Below are 14,281 nucleotides of genomic sequence, written 5' to 3'. Positions count from 1 at the left end.
TTGTCGCGGGGCCGGGTCCCCGGCGTTCGCCCGCTGGATATCCTTCTCCCATGTACTTCACGGACCGTGGCATCGAGGAACTGGAGAAGCGGCGCGGCGAGGAGGAGGTCACCTTCGAGTGGCTCGCCGAGCAGCTGCGGACGTTCGTCGACCTCAACCCCGACTTCGAGGTGCCCGTCGAGCGCCTCGCGACGTGGCTGGCCCGGCTGGACGACGAGGACGACGAGGACGCGTAAGGTCCAGACGCCCCCTAGCTTTCGGCGCCCGCCCTGGCCCGCTCGTACGCGAGCCCCAGCGCGCCCTGCGCCAGGAGCACCGCGCCGGCCGCCGCCCAGCCACCGCTGCGGCGCCGCGCGCCCCACAGCAGGAGCGGGAGCCCGGCCGCGAGCTGGACGGCGGCGACGGCCCGGGCGCGGGGGCCGCGTACCCATGGACCGACCCGGCTGCTCTCGACCGCGTCCAGTTCGACCCGTACGGCATCGCGCCAGCCGGCCCATTCGACGCGGTCCACCTGGCGCTGCGCCGCCGCGACGCTGCGCAGCCGGTCGGCGCTCTCGCCCGGGGAGAGTCCGGCGGGCAGGGTCAGCCCGGCGCCGGCGAGGACGGCGAGCAGTCCGCGCAGCCGGGCCTCCGCGTCCGTCTCCGGGTCGGGGCGGGTCAGCTCCTCCAGCGCCTGTACGTCGAGCACCGGGTCGAGGCCGAGCCGGGCGGCGAAGGTGCGCATGGCCTCGTCCTCGCCGACCGGGGTGCCGTCGGTCAGCCAGATGTAGCCCACGGGCCGGCGGAATCCGGCGGCGAGGGTGTATCCGGCCCGGTCGGCGTCCCACCACAGGGCGAGCACCGGCCAGGTGGAACCGACGGCGAGCGCGGTGGCCCAGCCGCCGAGGATCCGGTCGACCGGCTCGGCGTCCTGCTCCGCGCCCCCGGCCCGCCAGGGCTTCCCCTCCGGGACGAGCACGCTCCACTCCTCGCCCGCGCGGACCAGCAGCATCTGCTCGCGCAGCAGGTGGGCGAGCGGCCGTACGGTCTCGGGATCGGCCCGGCAGAGCAGGAGGGCCCCGGTGGATGTCGCGTTCATGGCTCATACGCTAGGGCAATATGCCCATGTTTGATCGATTTTGGAGGCATGGTGCTGACCTCCGCCGGGCGCAAGCTCCCTTGACTTCCCCCATCCGCGATATATCGTGTTCCTCACGAGACGCGATATGTTGCGTTGCCACGCTTCCCGGGAGGTCATATCCATGCCTGTGTCGACATGGACCATCGATGAGCCGCGGAAGCTCTCCTTCGACGATCCGGTGGCGGCGCTCCAGGTGCGTATCGTCGACGGCGCGGTCAACGTGGTCGGGACCGACGAGCCTGGCGCCCGGCTGGAGGTCTCCGCGCTCGACGGGCCGCCGCTGATCGTGACCCAGGAGGACGGCCGGCTCACCGTGGCGTACGAGGATCTGCCCTGGCAGGACCTGCTGCGCTGGCTCGACCCCAAGGGCCGCCGCCGCAGCGCCGTCGTCTCGCTCGTCGTGCCCACGACGGCCTCGGTCGAGGTCGGCGTGATCGGCGCGGGGGCCGTCGTCTCCGGCATCAGCGGCCGCACCGAGGTCCGCGGCATCACGGGGGACTCCACACTCGTCGGGCTGACGGGCGCGGTGCGCGGGGAGTCCGTGTCGGGCAGCCTGGAGGCCCAGAGCGTCACGGGGGACCTGCGCTTCCACTCCGTGGCCGGTGATCTCACGGTGATCGACGGGGCGGGGGCCTCGGTCCGGGCCGAGTCGGTCAGCGGCGACATGGTGCTGGACGTCGACCCGTCCGGGAAGCCCACGGACATCCGGCTGACCACGGTGTCCGGCGAGATCGCGATCCGGCTGCCGCACCCCGCGGACGCCAGGGTCGAGGCGAACACCGCGAGCGGGGCCGTCTCCAACGCCTTCGAGGACCTGCGGGTCGGCGGGCAGTGGGGCGCGAAGAAGATCACCGGCACGCTGGGCGCCGGGACGGGGACCCTGCGGGCGACGACCGTGTCCGGTTCGATCGCCCTCCTGCGCAGGCCGCCCGCCGAGGACGACGCGTACGCCGCCGAGCCGACCGGAAAGGTTCTCTGACATGCCCCCCGTATTCGCCCACGGCCGTCTGCGCCTGTATCTCCTCAAGCTCCTGGACGAGGCTCCGCGCCACGGTTACGAGATCATCCGCCTGCTGGAGGAACGCTTCCAGGGCCTCTACGCCCCCTCCGCCGGCACGGTCTACCCGCGGCTGGCCAAGCTGGAGGCCGAGGGCCTGGTCACCCACGCCACCGAGGGCGGCCGCAAGGTCTACTCGATCACCGACGGCGGCCGCGAGGAGCTGGCGGGCCGCAGCGGCGAACTGGCCGACCTGGAGCTGGAGATCCGCGACTCGCTCTCCGAGCTGGCCGCAGAGATACGCGACGACGTACGGGGCGCGGCGGGCCGGCTCCGCAGCGATGTGCGGGCAGCGGCGTCGGAGTCCCGGCACGGCACGAAGACCGAGTCCGGGTCCGGGTCCGGGTCCGGCAAGGCGAAGGGAAAGGGCGAGTCGTCCCCCTTCGGCGACTTCGGCGACTTCGGCAGTCTGGGCGACCTCGGCGACAGCGAGGCCTGGCGCACGGCGAAGGAGGAGCTGCGCCGGGCCAAGCAGGAGTGGAAGGAGCAGGCCCGCCGGGCGAAGGACGAGTCCCGGCGGGCCCGCGAGGACGCCCAGCAGGCCCGCCGCCAGGCCAAGGAGGCCCAGGAGAAAGCGCGGGAGCAGATGCAGAACGCCGCCCGCCAGGTGCAGGAGCACTTCGCCCGGGGCGACTGGCCCTCCGGGGTACGGGAAGGCCTCGCGGAGATCACCGGCCAGCTCGGCGGCTTCGCCCGGTCCGGCGCCTGGCCTCCGTTCGGCAAGCCCGACCCGGAGACCCCCCCGCCCGTCCCGGACCCGGCTCCCGGTGCGGACTGGGGGCAGGACGTGCCGACGACGGGCGACCCGGTGCGCGATCTGGACCGCCTGCTGGACCGGTTCCGCGACGGCATCCGGGACACGGCCCGCGATCAGGGGGTGACGGAGCCCCGGCTCGCGGAGGCCCGCCGCCACCTGGGCGAGGCGGCGGTGCGGATCGAGGCGCTGCTGACAGCGGAGGACGAGGACGACAAACGGGCCTGAGAGGGGGCGGGGAGGCAGCCCCGCCCCCTCCGCTCACCCGGCCTGGGCGTGCCCCTGGCCCGCCGCGCCGTCGTCGGAGCCGTACAGCGCGCGCCGCACGGCCGTGTGGGTCGCGCCGTGCTCGGCGAGGACGTCGGCGACGGATCCGGGCTTCGCGGTGAGGGCCAGGAGGAGGTGCTCCTCGCCGATGAACCGGTCACCGCGGCCGAGGGCGACCCGGAGGGAGTTCTCCAGCACGGACTTCGCACCCGGGGTGAAGGGGCGGTGCCCGGACCGCCACCACCGGCGGCCACCACGGCCGGCGTCGAGGGCGCCCTCGCCGTGGGTTTCCTCGACACGGGAGACGATCGCGCCGACGTCGATCCCGATACCGGCGAGGGCCTCGGTGTCGGCCCTGGTCAGTCCGCCACGGCGCCGGGCCTCGGCGAAGGACGCCTCCAGGGAGGACCGGCGGTCGTGGAGGCCGAGCGCGGTGACGGCGAACGCGGCCCGGCCGCCCTCCTGTTCCAGCAGCGCGAGCAGCAGGTGTTCCTCGGTGACCGAGCCGGCTCCGGCCCGCTCGGCCTGGGCCACGGCGCCTTTCACGGCCGCGCGGGCCCCTCGGGTGAATCGCTCGAACATCAACGCCTCCCGTACTTCTTGTGCACGGCCTGCCGGCTGACGCCCAGCTCGGCGGCGATCTCCTGCCAGGACCAGCCCTGCTCGCGGGCGCTTCCGACTTGTACGGCTTCGAGCTGCTCCAGCAGCCGCCGCAGCGCGGCCACCGCCCGCAGCCCGACGCGCGGGTCGCGGTCACCGGCGCGCGCGGCCAGATCCGTTGCTTCGGTCATGATGTCAACCTACGTTGACGTCTGTCGCATGTCAATCAAAGTTGACAACATCGTCGGCGAGGCGGGCATGCCGCTCGACGTCGTACCGGACCTTGCCGTACCGCAGCTTGGCCCGCTCGATGCCCTCGGACGCGAATCCGGAGCGGGTCGCGACCCGGCAGGAGGCGACGTTGTCGGTGCGGTGTCCCAGCTCCAGCCGGTACAGCCCGAGCTCGTCGAAGGCCCAGCGGGCGAGGGCCCGCACGCCGGCCGGGGCGACGCCCCGGCCGCGGGCGGATTCGGTGGTCCAGTAGGAGACCCAGCCGCTGTCGTGGGTCCGGTTGACGACGTTGAGCGCCACACAGCCGAGCGCCTCGCCCTCCTCCCCCACGACGGCCCAGGAGTAGCCGGTGCGCGCCCCACGTTCACGTGCGCGTTCCGCGATCCAGGCCAGCGCCCCGGACCGGTCGTCCACGGGGCGGTCCGTCTGGCGGTCCATCTCGGCCGGGGCGAACGCGCGGAGCACCGCCGAGGCGTCGTCGGGCAGCCAGGGGCGCAGCAGAAACCCTTCAGGGGTGGTCAGTTCGTCCATACGGGCCAGCTTCCCGCACGGTCACCACCACCTCCGAACCGGGCCGCGCCACGACGACCGGCCATCCACCGCGCACCCCGTCGCCGAGGACGCGGGCGGGGCCGGTGACGGAGACACGCCACCCCCGGGAGGAGGGGGGCAGGGACAGCTCCGTCACCCCGGGCCGGACGGCGGCCCGGTAGGCGAGGCGGTAGGTGCGCGTACCCGCGTCGTATGTGTCGGAGCGGACGGTTCCGGCGACGGCAGGGGCGTACGGGGTGGCGGTCCGCTCCTTGTTCGTACGGAAGCGGCCGCGCTCGTCGACCGCGCAGTAGCCGCCGCCGTAGCACCAGACGTACCCCGCCCAGCCGGAGCTGTAGCGGTTCAGGGAGGCGACGGCCTCACGGTAGAAGCGGCCCATGTTGGGGAGGGCGTTGTTCAGCGGCCCCCACTCCCCCACGACCACGGGCATCCGGTGGCGGGCGGGGTACGCGGTGACGGCGGCCTCGTACGCCTCGATCCAGCCCGCGTCCGGGTCGTAGTCGGCGCCCGCCTCCATGGCGGTGTTGTAGAAGTGCGGGGCGTACACGGTCCGGCTGTCCTTGATGCGCCCCAGCCCCGTGGGCACGCCCTCCCCGACGATGGGGGTCGGCTCGACGAAGATCCAGGTGGAGCGGTCCTCGGCCCGGACGGCGCGGGCGAGCCGGTTGTACATCGGCGTGAGGTGCTCGGCCTCGATGCGACGGGCGGCGGTCGCCAGGTCCTCGCCCTCCCTCAGCTCGCCCATGGGCTCGTTGATCAGGTCGTAGCCGATGACGGCGGGGTGGCGGCCGAATCGTTCGGCGAGGACCTGCCACATGGCGGCCTGGGCGCGCTGGAGGTCGGGGTCCTCGTAGAGGTGGGTGAAGGCCCGCTGCACGGCGGGCTGGAAATACTCGGAGAACCAGTCGTCGGGGTTCGGGGTGAACGGCAGCCCGTCGGTCCTGGTGGCCCATTCCGGGATGCCCCGGTGCCCGAACGCGGGCCCGAAGACGTCCTGATGGGCGTCGATGAGGACGTGGACGCGGTGTTTGCGGGCCCAGTCGAGGATGCGCTCGATCTTCCGGAGGTAGCGCGCGCTGTACTGGCCGCGCCGGGGCTCCAGGTCGTCCCAGAAGACCAGCAGCCGGGCGAAGTTGAAGCCGCCGGCCCGCAGGTCGCGGAAGTGCCGCTCGGTGATCGCGCTGAGGGCGTCCTCGCCGCGGTTCGCCTTGTCCTCGACGTTCCAGCCGCGCAGGGTGAGGGCGCGGCCCCGGTCGTCGGTGAGGGGCGGTATGGCGCGTTCGTACGAGGCCGAGGACGCGGACGCGGATGAGGACGGGGACGGGGTCGGGGTCGGGGAAGGGGAGCCGGGTGCGGGGCGCGCCGAGGCGGCGGGGGCGAGGGCCCCCGCCGCGAGCACGGACGCGACGACAAGTGCCATGAGTGCTCTGCCCATTCGCATGGGCGGCATCTCATCAGCAAAGCTGAGACGTGTTCAAGTATCTGTGGCGGAGGAGTTCCTGTCGTCCCTAGGAGGTCGGCGTGAGCACGATCTTCCCGAACAGGTCGCCGGACTCCAGCCGCTGGAACCCCTCGCGGGCCCGGTCGAGCGGCAGCACCTCGTCGATGACCGGGCGCACGCCGGTGGTCGCGCAGAACGCGAGCAGGTCCTCCAGCTCGTCCTTGGACCCCATGGTGGAGCCGACGACCTTCAGCTCCAGGAAGAAGATCCGGGTCAGCTCGGCGTGCGCGGGCCGGTCGCCGCTGGTGGCCCCGGAGATGACGAGCGTGCCGCCGGGGCGCAGCGACTTCACGGAGTGGGACCAGGTGGCGGCCCCCACGGTCTCGATGACGGCGTCCACGCGCTGCGGAAGCCGGGCGCCGGGCTCGTACGCCTCCAGCGCGCCGAGTTCGACCGCCCGCTCACGCTTGGCCTTGTCCCGGCTGGTGGCGAAGACCCGCAGCCCGGCGGCCTTGCCGAGCGCGATCGCGGCGGTGGCGACCCCACCGCCGGCGCCCTGGACGAGCACGGAGTCCCCGGGCCGCACCCCGGCGTTGGTGAACAGCATCCGGTACGCGGTGAGCCAGGCGGTCGGCAGGCAGGCGGCCTCGGCGAAGCTGAGTCCCTCCGGCTTGGGCAGGATGTTCCAGGTGGGGACGGTGACCTGCTCGGCGAAGGTGCCCTGGTAGCGCTCGGTGAGGATGGAGCGCGGCTCGTTCGGCCCGACACCGTGCCCGGACTGCCCGATGACGGAGTGCAGGACGACCTCGTTGCCGTCCTGGTCGACGCCGGCCGCGTCGCAGCCGAGGATCATCGGCAGCCGGTCCTGCGACAGGCCGACGCCGCGCAGGGACCAGAGGTCATGGTGGTTGAGGGAGGCGGCCCGGACGGTGACGGTGGACCACCCGGGACGCGCCTCGGGGGCCGGGCGATCGCCCAGCTCCAGTCCGTCGAGGGGGTGGTCGGGGTCGATGCGGGCTGCGTAGGCGGCGAACATGGGTCGACGATAGGCGGGCCGGGGCCCCCGCGAAACCGCCTCCCCGTGTGACGCACACCAACAAACCCAGCGCCTGCGGCGTTTGAGCCGCATTACTGAGCCCCTGCGGCGATGGAGGGGCGGGGTCCGGGGCAGCGCCCCCCGGACCCCCGCTGCTCCGTCGCCGCAGGGGCTGGGTACACGGGCGGGGCCCGTACACGTACAGGCCCCGCCCATCACGCCTCGCCCGGCGACAACCTCAGCGCCGAGCCACCCCCTCCGCCCGCGCCGCCGCGGCCACCGCGGCCGTGACGGCAGGCGCGACCCGCTCGTCGAACGGGGACGGGATCACGTAGTCCGCCGCCAGCTCATCGCCCACGACATCCGCCAGCGCGTTCGCCGCGGCGATCTTCATGCCCTCCGTGATCCGGGAGGCCCGGACCTGGAGCGCGCCCGCGAAGATGCCCGGGAAGGCGAGCACGTTGTTGATCTGGTTAGGGAAGTCCGACCGCCCGGTCGCCACGACGGCCGCGTACTTGTGCGCGACCTCCGGGTGGACCTCCGGGTTCGGGTTGGCCATCGCGAAGACGTACGCGCCGGGCGCCATCGAGGCCACCGCCGCCTCCGGGACCGTGCCGCCGGAGACGCCGATGAAGACGTCCGCACCGGCGAGCGCCTGCTCCAGCGAACCGGAGATCCCGGCCCGGTTCGTCAGCTCGGCCAGCTCGCGCTTGACCTCGGTGAGGTCGTCGCGGTCGCGGCTGACGATGCCCTTGCGGTCGGCCACCGCGACGTCGCCGATCCCCGCCTCCAGCAGGAACTTGGCGATGGCCACGCCCGCCGCGCCCGCGCCGGAGATGACACCGCGCAGATCGCCGAGCGTCCGCCCGGAGAGCTTCGCGGCGTTGCGCAGCGCGGCGAGGGTGACGACCGCGGTGCCGTGCTGGTCGTCGTGGAAGACCGGGATGTCCAGCCGCTCCTGGAGCTTGCGCTCGATCTCGAAGCAGCGGGGTGCCGAGATGTCCTCCAGGTTCACGCCGCCGAAGGACGGGGCGAGCCGGACGACGGTGTCGACGATCTCGTCGGCGTCGGTGGTCGCGAGCGCGATCGGCACCGCGTCGACGCCACCGAACTGCTTGAAGAGGATGGCCTTGCCCTCCATCACGGGGAGGGACGCCTCGGGGCCGATGTCGCCGAGGCCGAGAACGGCGGTGCCGTCCGTCACGACGGCCACGACCTGGGACTTCCAGGTGTAGTCGTGGACGAGCTCGGGGTTGTCGGCGATGGCGCTGCACACTTTCGCCACTCCCGGCGTGTACGCCAGGGAAAGGTCGTCCTTGTCCCGGATCGGGACGGTGGCCTGCACGGCCATCTTCCCGCCCCGGTGGAGGGCGAAGGCCGGATCGAAGGGCTCGTCGGCCCCGGTGTCCGTCGCGCTCGTGCGCTGGATGCCACGGTCCGTGGCGTTGTCGATGGTGCTGTCGCTGCGAGGATTGACGATCTCCGCTGCCATGGTGTTGACCCCTTAAGTCTTCATCGTTTGAGGGTGGCCACTCCTGGTTGAGGAGGGGTGGGCGGGCACCGCGTACGTGCCCCGCACCGAGCGGTTGGCCCGCCCTGGCAGGGAGAGGTACATACGCGCGGGCGCGCCGCACACGCGCCCTGAGCCCCGGATGAGGGGTGTAAACGTCTTTCTTACCGGACGAACGGTGTTACGGACGAGTCCATATCGACGCGGTGACGTGACTCATAGTCGAATATCTGGACAAGTCGGCAAACCGGTATAAATGCCGTCCACCAGTCGAGACGCGCCGAAGATTCTCCGGCGGGAGGAATGAATCCCCACAGAAGGTCCGGTCCCGAGGTACCGGCCGTTGATGTTCGGGGGTCGCCCGTTATCCGATTTTGACATGGCAGGACCCCTGAATGGGCCAGTCCGAATGGCAGGATGCCGTTCACACGAGGTGGCGACACTCGAAGGTGCGTGCCAAGCCGCCCCACCAGCACCTCACCCTCACCTGCCGGAGGATCCCGACATGACCGCAAGCACCACGCGTCGCACGACCGCCAGGGCCCGGATCGCGGCGGTCGGCGCCATCGCGGTCGCCGGCACGCTGCTCCTCACCGCCTGTGGCGACCAGACCGACAGCGCCTCCCAGGAGAGCGGCAGCGGCAAGGAGACCAAGAGCGGTGCTCCGCTCTTCTCGAAGCTGCCCGAGAAGTACCAGAAGTCCGGTGTGATCAAGGTCGGCACGAATGCCGAATACGCCCCGATGGAGTCGGTGGAGAACGGGAAGATCGTGGGCGTCGACCCCGATCTGGCCGAAGCGCTCGGCAAGCAGCTCGGCGTGAAGTTCGAGTTCACCTCGGGTTCCTTCGACGGCCTCATCACCGCCCTGAACTCCGGCCGCCACGACATCGCGATGTCGTCGATCACGGACAACAAGCAGCGCCAGGAGGGCCTGGACGACTCCGGCAAGAAGCTGGGCGAGGGCGTCGACTTCGTCGACTACTTCCTCGCCGGTACGGCCGTGTACACCAAGAAGGGCAACCCGCAGAACATCAAGTCCATCGAGGACCTGTGCGGGAAGCCCGCGGCGGTGCAGCGGGGCACCACGTACGAGGAGGCCCTCAAGAAGCAGTCGAAGGCCTGCACGGACGGCGGCGAGAAGGCCATCAAGATCGAGGCCTTCGAGAACGACACCGAGGCCCAGACCCGCGTGAAGTCCGGCGGCGCGGTCGCCGGGGTCAACGACTACCCGGTCGCGGTCGACCTGGCCCGCAAGGCCGACGGCGGCAACGCGTTCGAGGTCGTGGGCGAGCAGATCGACGCCGGCCCGTTCGGCATCGCCGTCAAGAAGACCAACACCGGTCTGCGCGACGCCCTGAAGGAGGCCGTCGACGCGATCATCGCCGACGGTTCGTACCAGAAGGTGCTCGACAAGTGGGGCGCCGGCACGGGAGCGATCGACAAGGCCGCCATCAACGGCGGCAAGTGACCGGACGCTTCACCGAAGGGCAGTCACGATGACTGACAAGTTCGACAAGGCACCCGCCGCCTCACCGGCCGGCCAGGTGTCCGTCTCCAAGGCCGCCACCACGGCCCCGGAGAACATCAAGGCCATTCCCGTCCGCCATGTCGGCCGTTGGATCAGCGGCGTCGTGGTGATCGGCCTCCTCGTCGCCCTCGGCTACGCCTTCTCCCAGGGCAACATCCAGTGGCAGGCCGTCGGCGACAAGCTGTTCGACAGCAACGTCGTCGCCGGTGCGGGCCGCACCCTGCTGATCAGCGTCCTCGCGATGGTGCTCGGCGTGATCCTCGGCGTCGTGCTCGCCGTGATGCGGCTGTCGAAGAACCCGGTCACCAGTTGGGTGGCCTGGCTGTACATCTGGTTCTTCCGGGGTACCCCGGTCTACGTACAGCTGCTGCTCTGGTTCAACCTGGCGCTGATCTTCCCGGTCCTGAACATCCCGTTCATCTACAAGGACGAGATGACGGACGTCATGACCCCGTTCATGTGTGCCCTGCTGGGTCTCGCCCTGAACGAGGCCGCCTACATGGCGGAGATCTGCCGCGCCGGCATCCAGTCCGTCGACGAGGGTCAGACCGAGGCCTCGCACGCGCTGGGCATGACCCAGGCGAAGACCATGCGCCGCGTGGTGCTCCCGCAGGCGCTGCGGGTGATCATCCCGCCGACCGGCAACGAGTTCATCAACATGCTGAAGACCTCGTCGCTCGTCTACGCGGTCACGTACAACGAACTGCTCCGCTCCACCTCGCAGATCGGCTCCACGTCGTACGCGGTGATGGAGATGCTGTTCGTCGCGTCCATCTGGTACATCGTGATGACCAGTGTGTTCAGCGTCGGCCAGTACTACCTGGAGCGCCGCTTCGCCCGCGGCTCGCTGCGTTCGCTGCCGCTCACCCCGTGGCAGCGCGTCAAGGTGAACCTCGCCGCGTTCAGCAACCGGCCCTCCGGAGGTGCCTCCTCATGACCAATCCCATGGTGAAGGCCGAGGGCGTCCACAAGTCCTTCGGCGCCGCCCACATCCTCAAGGGCATCGACCTGGAGGTCGCCCCGCGTGAGGTGTTCTGCCTGATCGGCCCGTCCGGCTCCGGCAAGTCGACCTTCCTGCGGTGCATCAACCACCTGGAGAAGATCAACGCCGGCCGGCTCTCGGTCGACGGCGAGCTGGTCGGCTACCGGCAGAAGGGCGACAAACTCTACGAGCTGAGGGACAGCGAGGTCGCCCTCCAGCGCCGTGACATCGGCATGGTCTTCCAGCGCTTCAACCTGTTCCCGCACATGACGGCGCTGGAGAACGTCATGGAGGCGCCGATCCAGGTCAAGGGCGAGGCCAGGGCCGTGGCCCGGGCCCGCGCCGAGAAGCTGCTGGACCGGGTGGGTCTCGGCGACAAGGCGAAGAACTACCCCTCGCAGCTCTCCGGCGGTCAGCAGCAGCGCGTGGCCATCGCCCGCGCGCTGGCGATGGAGCCGAAGCTGATGCTCTTCGACGAGCCGACCTCCGCGCTCGACCCCGAACTGGTCGGCGACGTCCTGGACGTCATGCGGGGCCTCGCCGAGGACGGCATGACGATGATCGTCGTCACCCACGAGATGGGCTTCGCCCGCGAGGTGGGCGACGCGCTGGTCTTCATGGACGACGGTGTGGTGGTCGAGTCGGGTCACCCGCGCGAGGTGCTGACCAACCCGCAGCACGACCGGACGAAGTCGTTCCTGTCGAAGGTGCTGTAGCGGCGGGCTGACAGCCCGGCACAGAAGAGGGCGGTACGGACACGTGTCCGTACCGCCCTCTTCCCTTCGCGCGCCCTACTTCACCGCGAGGACGAGACTGTCCGAGGGGGACGCCCAGACCGCGCGGACCTCACCGAAGCCGGAGGCGACGAGCGTACGAACGTGCCAGTCGACGGAGGGCATGTCGCCGTCGGCGTGCTCGCCGTAGATCTTGAACCGCTCGGCGGTGGGTGCGGCGAGGACGGGGTCCTTGGCGGCGACGGCCCACCACTCCGCCCAGTCCAGGGCGCCCGCGGCCTTGGCGCGGTCCATGGCGGCGTGCCGGTGGGCGCGCTCGGCGGCGTTGATGCGGGGCGTGTCGGTGTCGATCATGTGGTCCGCGTTCATGAAGACCCCGCCGTCCCGGACGAGCCCGCCGAGCTGCCCGTACAGCGCGGCCAGCGGCTCGCTGTGCAGCCAGTGCAGGGCGGTGGCGGTGAGGACGGCGTCGTACGAGGTGTGGGGCAGCCGATCGGTCCAGTCCGGCTCCTTGAGGTCGGCGGTGACGAAGGTGACCCGGTCGTCGCCCTCGAAGGTGCCGCGGGCGATGGCCAGGAGCGCGGGGTCGAGATCGACGCCGGTACTCGTGGCGTTCGGGAACCGCTTGAGGAGCCGGTCCGTAATACTTCCCGTACCGCACGCGAGGTCGAGCACCCGCGGTTCCGGTCCGACGACCGCCTCGACCATGTCCAGCATCACCCGGAACCGCTCCTCGCGATCGGGCATGTACCACTCCTGCTGCCGGTCCCAGCTCTCCTGCCAGGACTGCCAGTCGGTGCCCGTAGCCGTCTCCGTCACGTCAGCCTCCACGTCATACCTGCCGTAATGCCCATGAGGGCACCTCGACCATTACACTTGTCGATGCCCTGACTCTAGACCGACGCCGTAAGGACTACAAGTGGAACTGGCCTCTTACTCGGACTACGCCGTGCGCCTGGTCAACACCGAGGAGCCGGCCCGCGGCAAGGACACGCTCACCTCCGTCGAGGCGGTCCGGGAGCTGTTCGGCGGCAGCCAGCAGGCGGCGCGGCGGGCGACGGAGGCGGACGTGACCCGGTTCCGTTCCGTACGGGCACGGCTGCGCGCGGTCTTCGAGGCGGCCGACGGCGGCGAGGAGACGCTCGCGGTCGACCTGCTGAACTCGCTGCTGCTGGAGTTCCCCGTGAGCCCGCAGATCTCGGGGCACGACTTCCGGGACGAGGACGGCAGGCCGGACTGGCACATGCACCTGGCGGACCACCCGTCGAACGCGACCGCGGGCTACGCGGCCATCGCGGCGATGGGCCTGGCCTTCCACCTCACCGGGCACGGCGTGGACCGCCTCGGCCTCTGCGAGGCGGCACCCTGCCGCAACGCCTACCTGGACACGTCCACCAACCGCTCCAGGCGCTACTGCTCCGACCGCTGCGCGACCCGGGCGAACGTGGCCGCCTACCGGGCCCGCAAGCGCGAGGAGGCCGAGCGCACCGGCCGCAGCGCGGAGACCGCCCAGCCCAGCACCGCCGTCACCGACCGCTGACCCTTCGCCAGGGGCCGGTAGCGGGCCCGCACCCGGGCCAGCACGAGTTCCTCGGGCACGGCCCCGTAGTCCGTGCTGTCCCCGCCCGCGAAGGTGTTGTCGCCCCGGACCCACCATCCTCCGGGCCGCCGCTCGACGGCCCGCTTCACCACCAGCAGGTCCTGCTGGAAGGGGTGCCGCAGGATGACCACGTCACCGGGGCGGACGGGCACGCCGTACTGCACGAGCAGCAGATCGCCGTGGTAGAGCGTGGGCACCATCGACGGCCCCGTCACCTCCACCACCCGCAACGGACGCCGCGTCACCCGCCCGCCCCCGGACACCTGTCGCCGCTCCGGCATCTGCGCCACCGCCCGATCCTCCTCCGTACACCGTCCCGTAGGACACCCTTCCGCGGACCGCCCCGTACATTCGGCCGACGGCCCGATTCTCACACCGGACTTTTGACCTAAGCCCCTGGGGCAGCCACGGAAAGCGGCACTCCACGGAGTAATGTCCCACCTGAGAAGACGATCACGAGGAGGACAGCTCCATGCTTTCCCGCCTGTTTGCCCCCAAGGTGAAGGTCAGCGCCCACTGCGACCTGCCCTGCGGCGTGTACGACCCGGCCCAGGCCCGCATCGAGGCCGAGTCGGTCAAGGCCGTCCAGGAGAAGTACCAGGCCAACGAGGACGCGGACTTCCGCACCCGCGCCATCCTGATCAAGGAGCAGCGCGCCGAGCTCGCGAAGCACCACATCTCGGTGCTCTGGAGCGACTACTTCAAGCCCCCGCACTTCGAGAAGTACCCGGAGCTGCACCAGCTCGTCAACGACACCCTGAAGGCGCTCTCCGCGGCCAAGGGCTCGAACGACCCGAAGACGGGCCAGAAGGCGCTCGACCTGATCGCCGAGGTCGACCGGATCTTCTGGGAGACCAAGAAGGCTTGAT

General features: G+C 71.1%; 17 protein-coding genes. 8 read left to right on the top strand and 9 right to left on the bottom strand.

Going from position 1 to position 14,281, the window contains the following annotated elements:
• The first annotated feature begins 50 nt into the window (after positions 1-50).
• Positions 51-236 (top strand): DUF6104 family protein, encoded by a 186-nt coding sequence (locus tag CCZ36_RS24630; RefSeq protein WP_003966321.1) that lies wholly within the window; start codon positions 51-53, stop codon positions 234-236.
• A gap of 14 nt (positions 237-250) precedes the next feature.
• Here the strand turns inward: CCZ36_RS24630 and CCZ36_RS24625 are convergent, their stop codons facing one another.
• Positions 251-1,078, bottom strand: a complete 828-nt coding sequence (locus CCZ36_RS24625) for a hypothetical protein (RefSeq protein WP_069737596.1) — start codon at positions 1,076-1,078, stop codon at positions 251-253.
• Positions 1,079-1,241: 163 nt separating this feature from the next.
• Here CCZ36_RS24625 and CCZ36_RS24620 point away from each other — a divergent pair, with 163 nt between their 5' ends.
• Positions 1,242-2,099 carry a DUF4097 family beta strand repeat-containing protein gene (locus tag CCZ36_RS24620; protein WP_069737595.1) on the top strand — a complete coding sequence of 286 codons (858 nt, stop codon included), beginning with the start codon at positions 1,242-1,244 and terminating at the stop codon, positions 2,097-2,099.
• 1 nt (position 2,100) lies between these two features.
• Positions 2,101-3,159 (top strand): PadR family transcriptional regulator, encoded by a 1,059-nt coding sequence (locus tag CCZ36_RS24615; RefSeq protein WP_128818578.1) that lies wholly within the window; start codon positions 2,101-2,103, stop codon positions 3,157-3,159.
• A gap of 33 nt (positions 3,160-3,192) precedes the next feature.
• On the opposite strand, the gene CCZ36_RS24610 is transcribed toward CCZ36_RS24615, so the two are convergent.
• From CCZ36_RS24610 to CCZ36_RS24585, 6 genes are all read right to left on the bottom strand, one after another.
• A complete protein-coding gene (locus tag CCZ36_RS24610) occupies positions 3,193-3,780 on the bottom strand; it encodes a Clp protease N-terminal domain-containing protein (protein WP_069737593.1) in 588 nt (195 codons plus the stop codon).
• Positions 3,780-3,989, bottom strand: a complete 210-nt coding sequence (locus CCZ36_RS24605; protein ID WP_069737592.1) for a helix-turn-helix domain-containing protein — start codon at positions 3,987-3,989, stop codon at positions 3,780-3,782. Before CCZ36_RS24605 ends, CCZ36_RS24610 begins: the two co-directional genes overlap by 1 nt.
• A gap of 31 nt (positions 3,990-4,020) precedes the next feature.
• Positions 4,021-4,560, bottom strand: a complete 540-nt coding sequence (locus CCZ36_RS24600) for a GNAT family N-acetyltransferase (RefSeq protein ID WP_069737604.1) — start codon at positions 4,558-4,560, stop codon at positions 4,021-4,023.
• Complete coding sequence (locus CCZ36_RS24595; protein ID WP_128818577.1) at positions 4,538-6,001, bottom strand: cellulase family glycosylhydrolase; 1,464 nt, start codon at positions 5,999-6,001, stop codon at positions 4,538-4,540. The genes CCZ36_RS24600 and CCZ36_RS24595 overlap by 23 nt, the downstream gene beginning before the upstream one ends.
• Positions 6,002-6,089: 88 nt before the next feature.
• Complete coding sequence (locus CCZ36_RS24590; protein ID WP_069737590.1) at positions 6,090-7,058, bottom strand: zinc-binding dehydrogenase; 969 nt, start codon at positions 7,056-7,058, stop codon at positions 6,090-6,092.
• Positions 7,059-7,296: 238 nt separating this feature from the next.
• Positions 7,297-8,550 (bottom strand): NAD(P)-dependent malic enzyme, encoded by a 1,254-nt coding sequence (locus CCZ36_RS24585; RefSeq protein ID WP_069737589.1) that lies wholly within the window; start codon positions 8,548-8,550, stop codon positions 7,297-7,299.
• Positions 8,551-9,073: 523 nt separating this feature from the next.
• On the opposite strand from CCZ36_RS24585, the gene CCZ36_RS24580 reads away from it, so the two are divergent.
• From CCZ36_RS24580 to CCZ36_RS24570, 3 genes are read left to right on the top strand one after another with little or no spacing between them, the layout of a single operon-like run.
• Positions 9,074-10,036, top strand: a complete 963-nt coding sequence (locus tag CCZ36_RS24580; RefSeq protein ID WP_069737588.1) for an ABC transporter substrate-binding protein — start codon at positions 9,074-9,076, stop codon at positions 10,034-10,036.
• Positions 10,037-10,064: 28 nt separating this feature from the next.
• Complete coding sequence (locus CCZ36_RS24575) at positions 10,065-11,033, top strand: amino acid ABC transporter permease (protein ID WP_069737587.1); 969 nt, start codon at positions 10,065-10,067, stop codon at positions 11,031-11,033.
• A complete protein-coding gene (locus CCZ36_RS24570; RefSeq protein ID WP_128818576.1) occupies positions 11,030-11,794 on the top strand; it encodes an amino acid ABC transporter ATP-binding protein in 765 nt (254 codons plus the stop codon). The genes CCZ36_RS24575 and CCZ36_RS24570 overlap by 4 nt, the downstream gene beginning before the upstream one ends.
• A 75-nt stretch (positions 11,795-11,869) precedes the next feature.
• On the opposite strand, the gene CCZ36_RS24565 is transcribed toward CCZ36_RS24570, so the two are convergent.
• The gene (locus tag CCZ36_RS24565) at positions 11,870-12,631 is read right to left on the bottom strand and encodes a class I SAM-dependent methyltransferase (protein ID WP_128818575.1); all 762 of its coding nucleotides are present in this window, start codon (positions 12,629-12,631) and stop codon (positions 11,870-11,872) included.
• A gap of 100 nt (positions 12,632-12,731) precedes the next feature.
• On the opposite strand from CCZ36_RS24565, the gene CCZ36_RS24560 reads away from it, so the two are divergent.
• On the top strand, positions 12,732-13,352 hold the full coding sequence (locus CCZ36_RS24560; protein WP_128818574.1) for a CGNR zinc finger domain-containing protein: 621 nt from the start codon (positions 12,732-12,734) through the stop codon (positions 13,350-13,352).
• Here CCZ36_RS24560 and sodX read toward each other — a convergent pair.
• Positions 13,265-13,693, bottom strand: a complete 429-nt coding sequence (gene sodX / locus CCZ36_RS24555) for a nickel-type superoxide dismutase maturation protease (protein ID WP_069737603.1) — start codon at positions 13,691-13,693, stop codon at positions 13,265-13,267. The genes CCZ36_RS24560 and sodX overlap by 88 nt on opposite strands.
• A 191-nt stretch (positions 13,694-13,884) precedes the next feature.
• Here sodX and sodN point away from each other — a divergent pair, with 191 nt between their 5' ends.
• Positions 13,885-14,280 carry a superoxide dismutase, Ni gene (sodN, locus tag CCZ36_RS24550; RefSeq protein WP_030579593.1) on the top strand — a complete coding sequence of 132 codons (396 nt, stop codon included), beginning with the start codon at positions 13,885-13,887 and terminating at the stop codon, positions 14,278-14,280.
• The last annotated feature ends 1 nt before the right edge of the window (position 14,281 follow it).

The sequence above is a fragment of the Streptomyces sp. S063 genome (assembly GCF_002832675.1).
In the GTDB taxonomy this organism is placed as follows: Bacteria; Actinomycetota; Actinomycetes; order Streptomycetales; family Streptomycetaceae; genus Streptomyces; species Streptomyces sindenensis.
The sequence above is the reverse complement of the archived record's forward strand: the minus strand, read 5'-3'. Positions and strand labels throughout refer to the sequence as shown.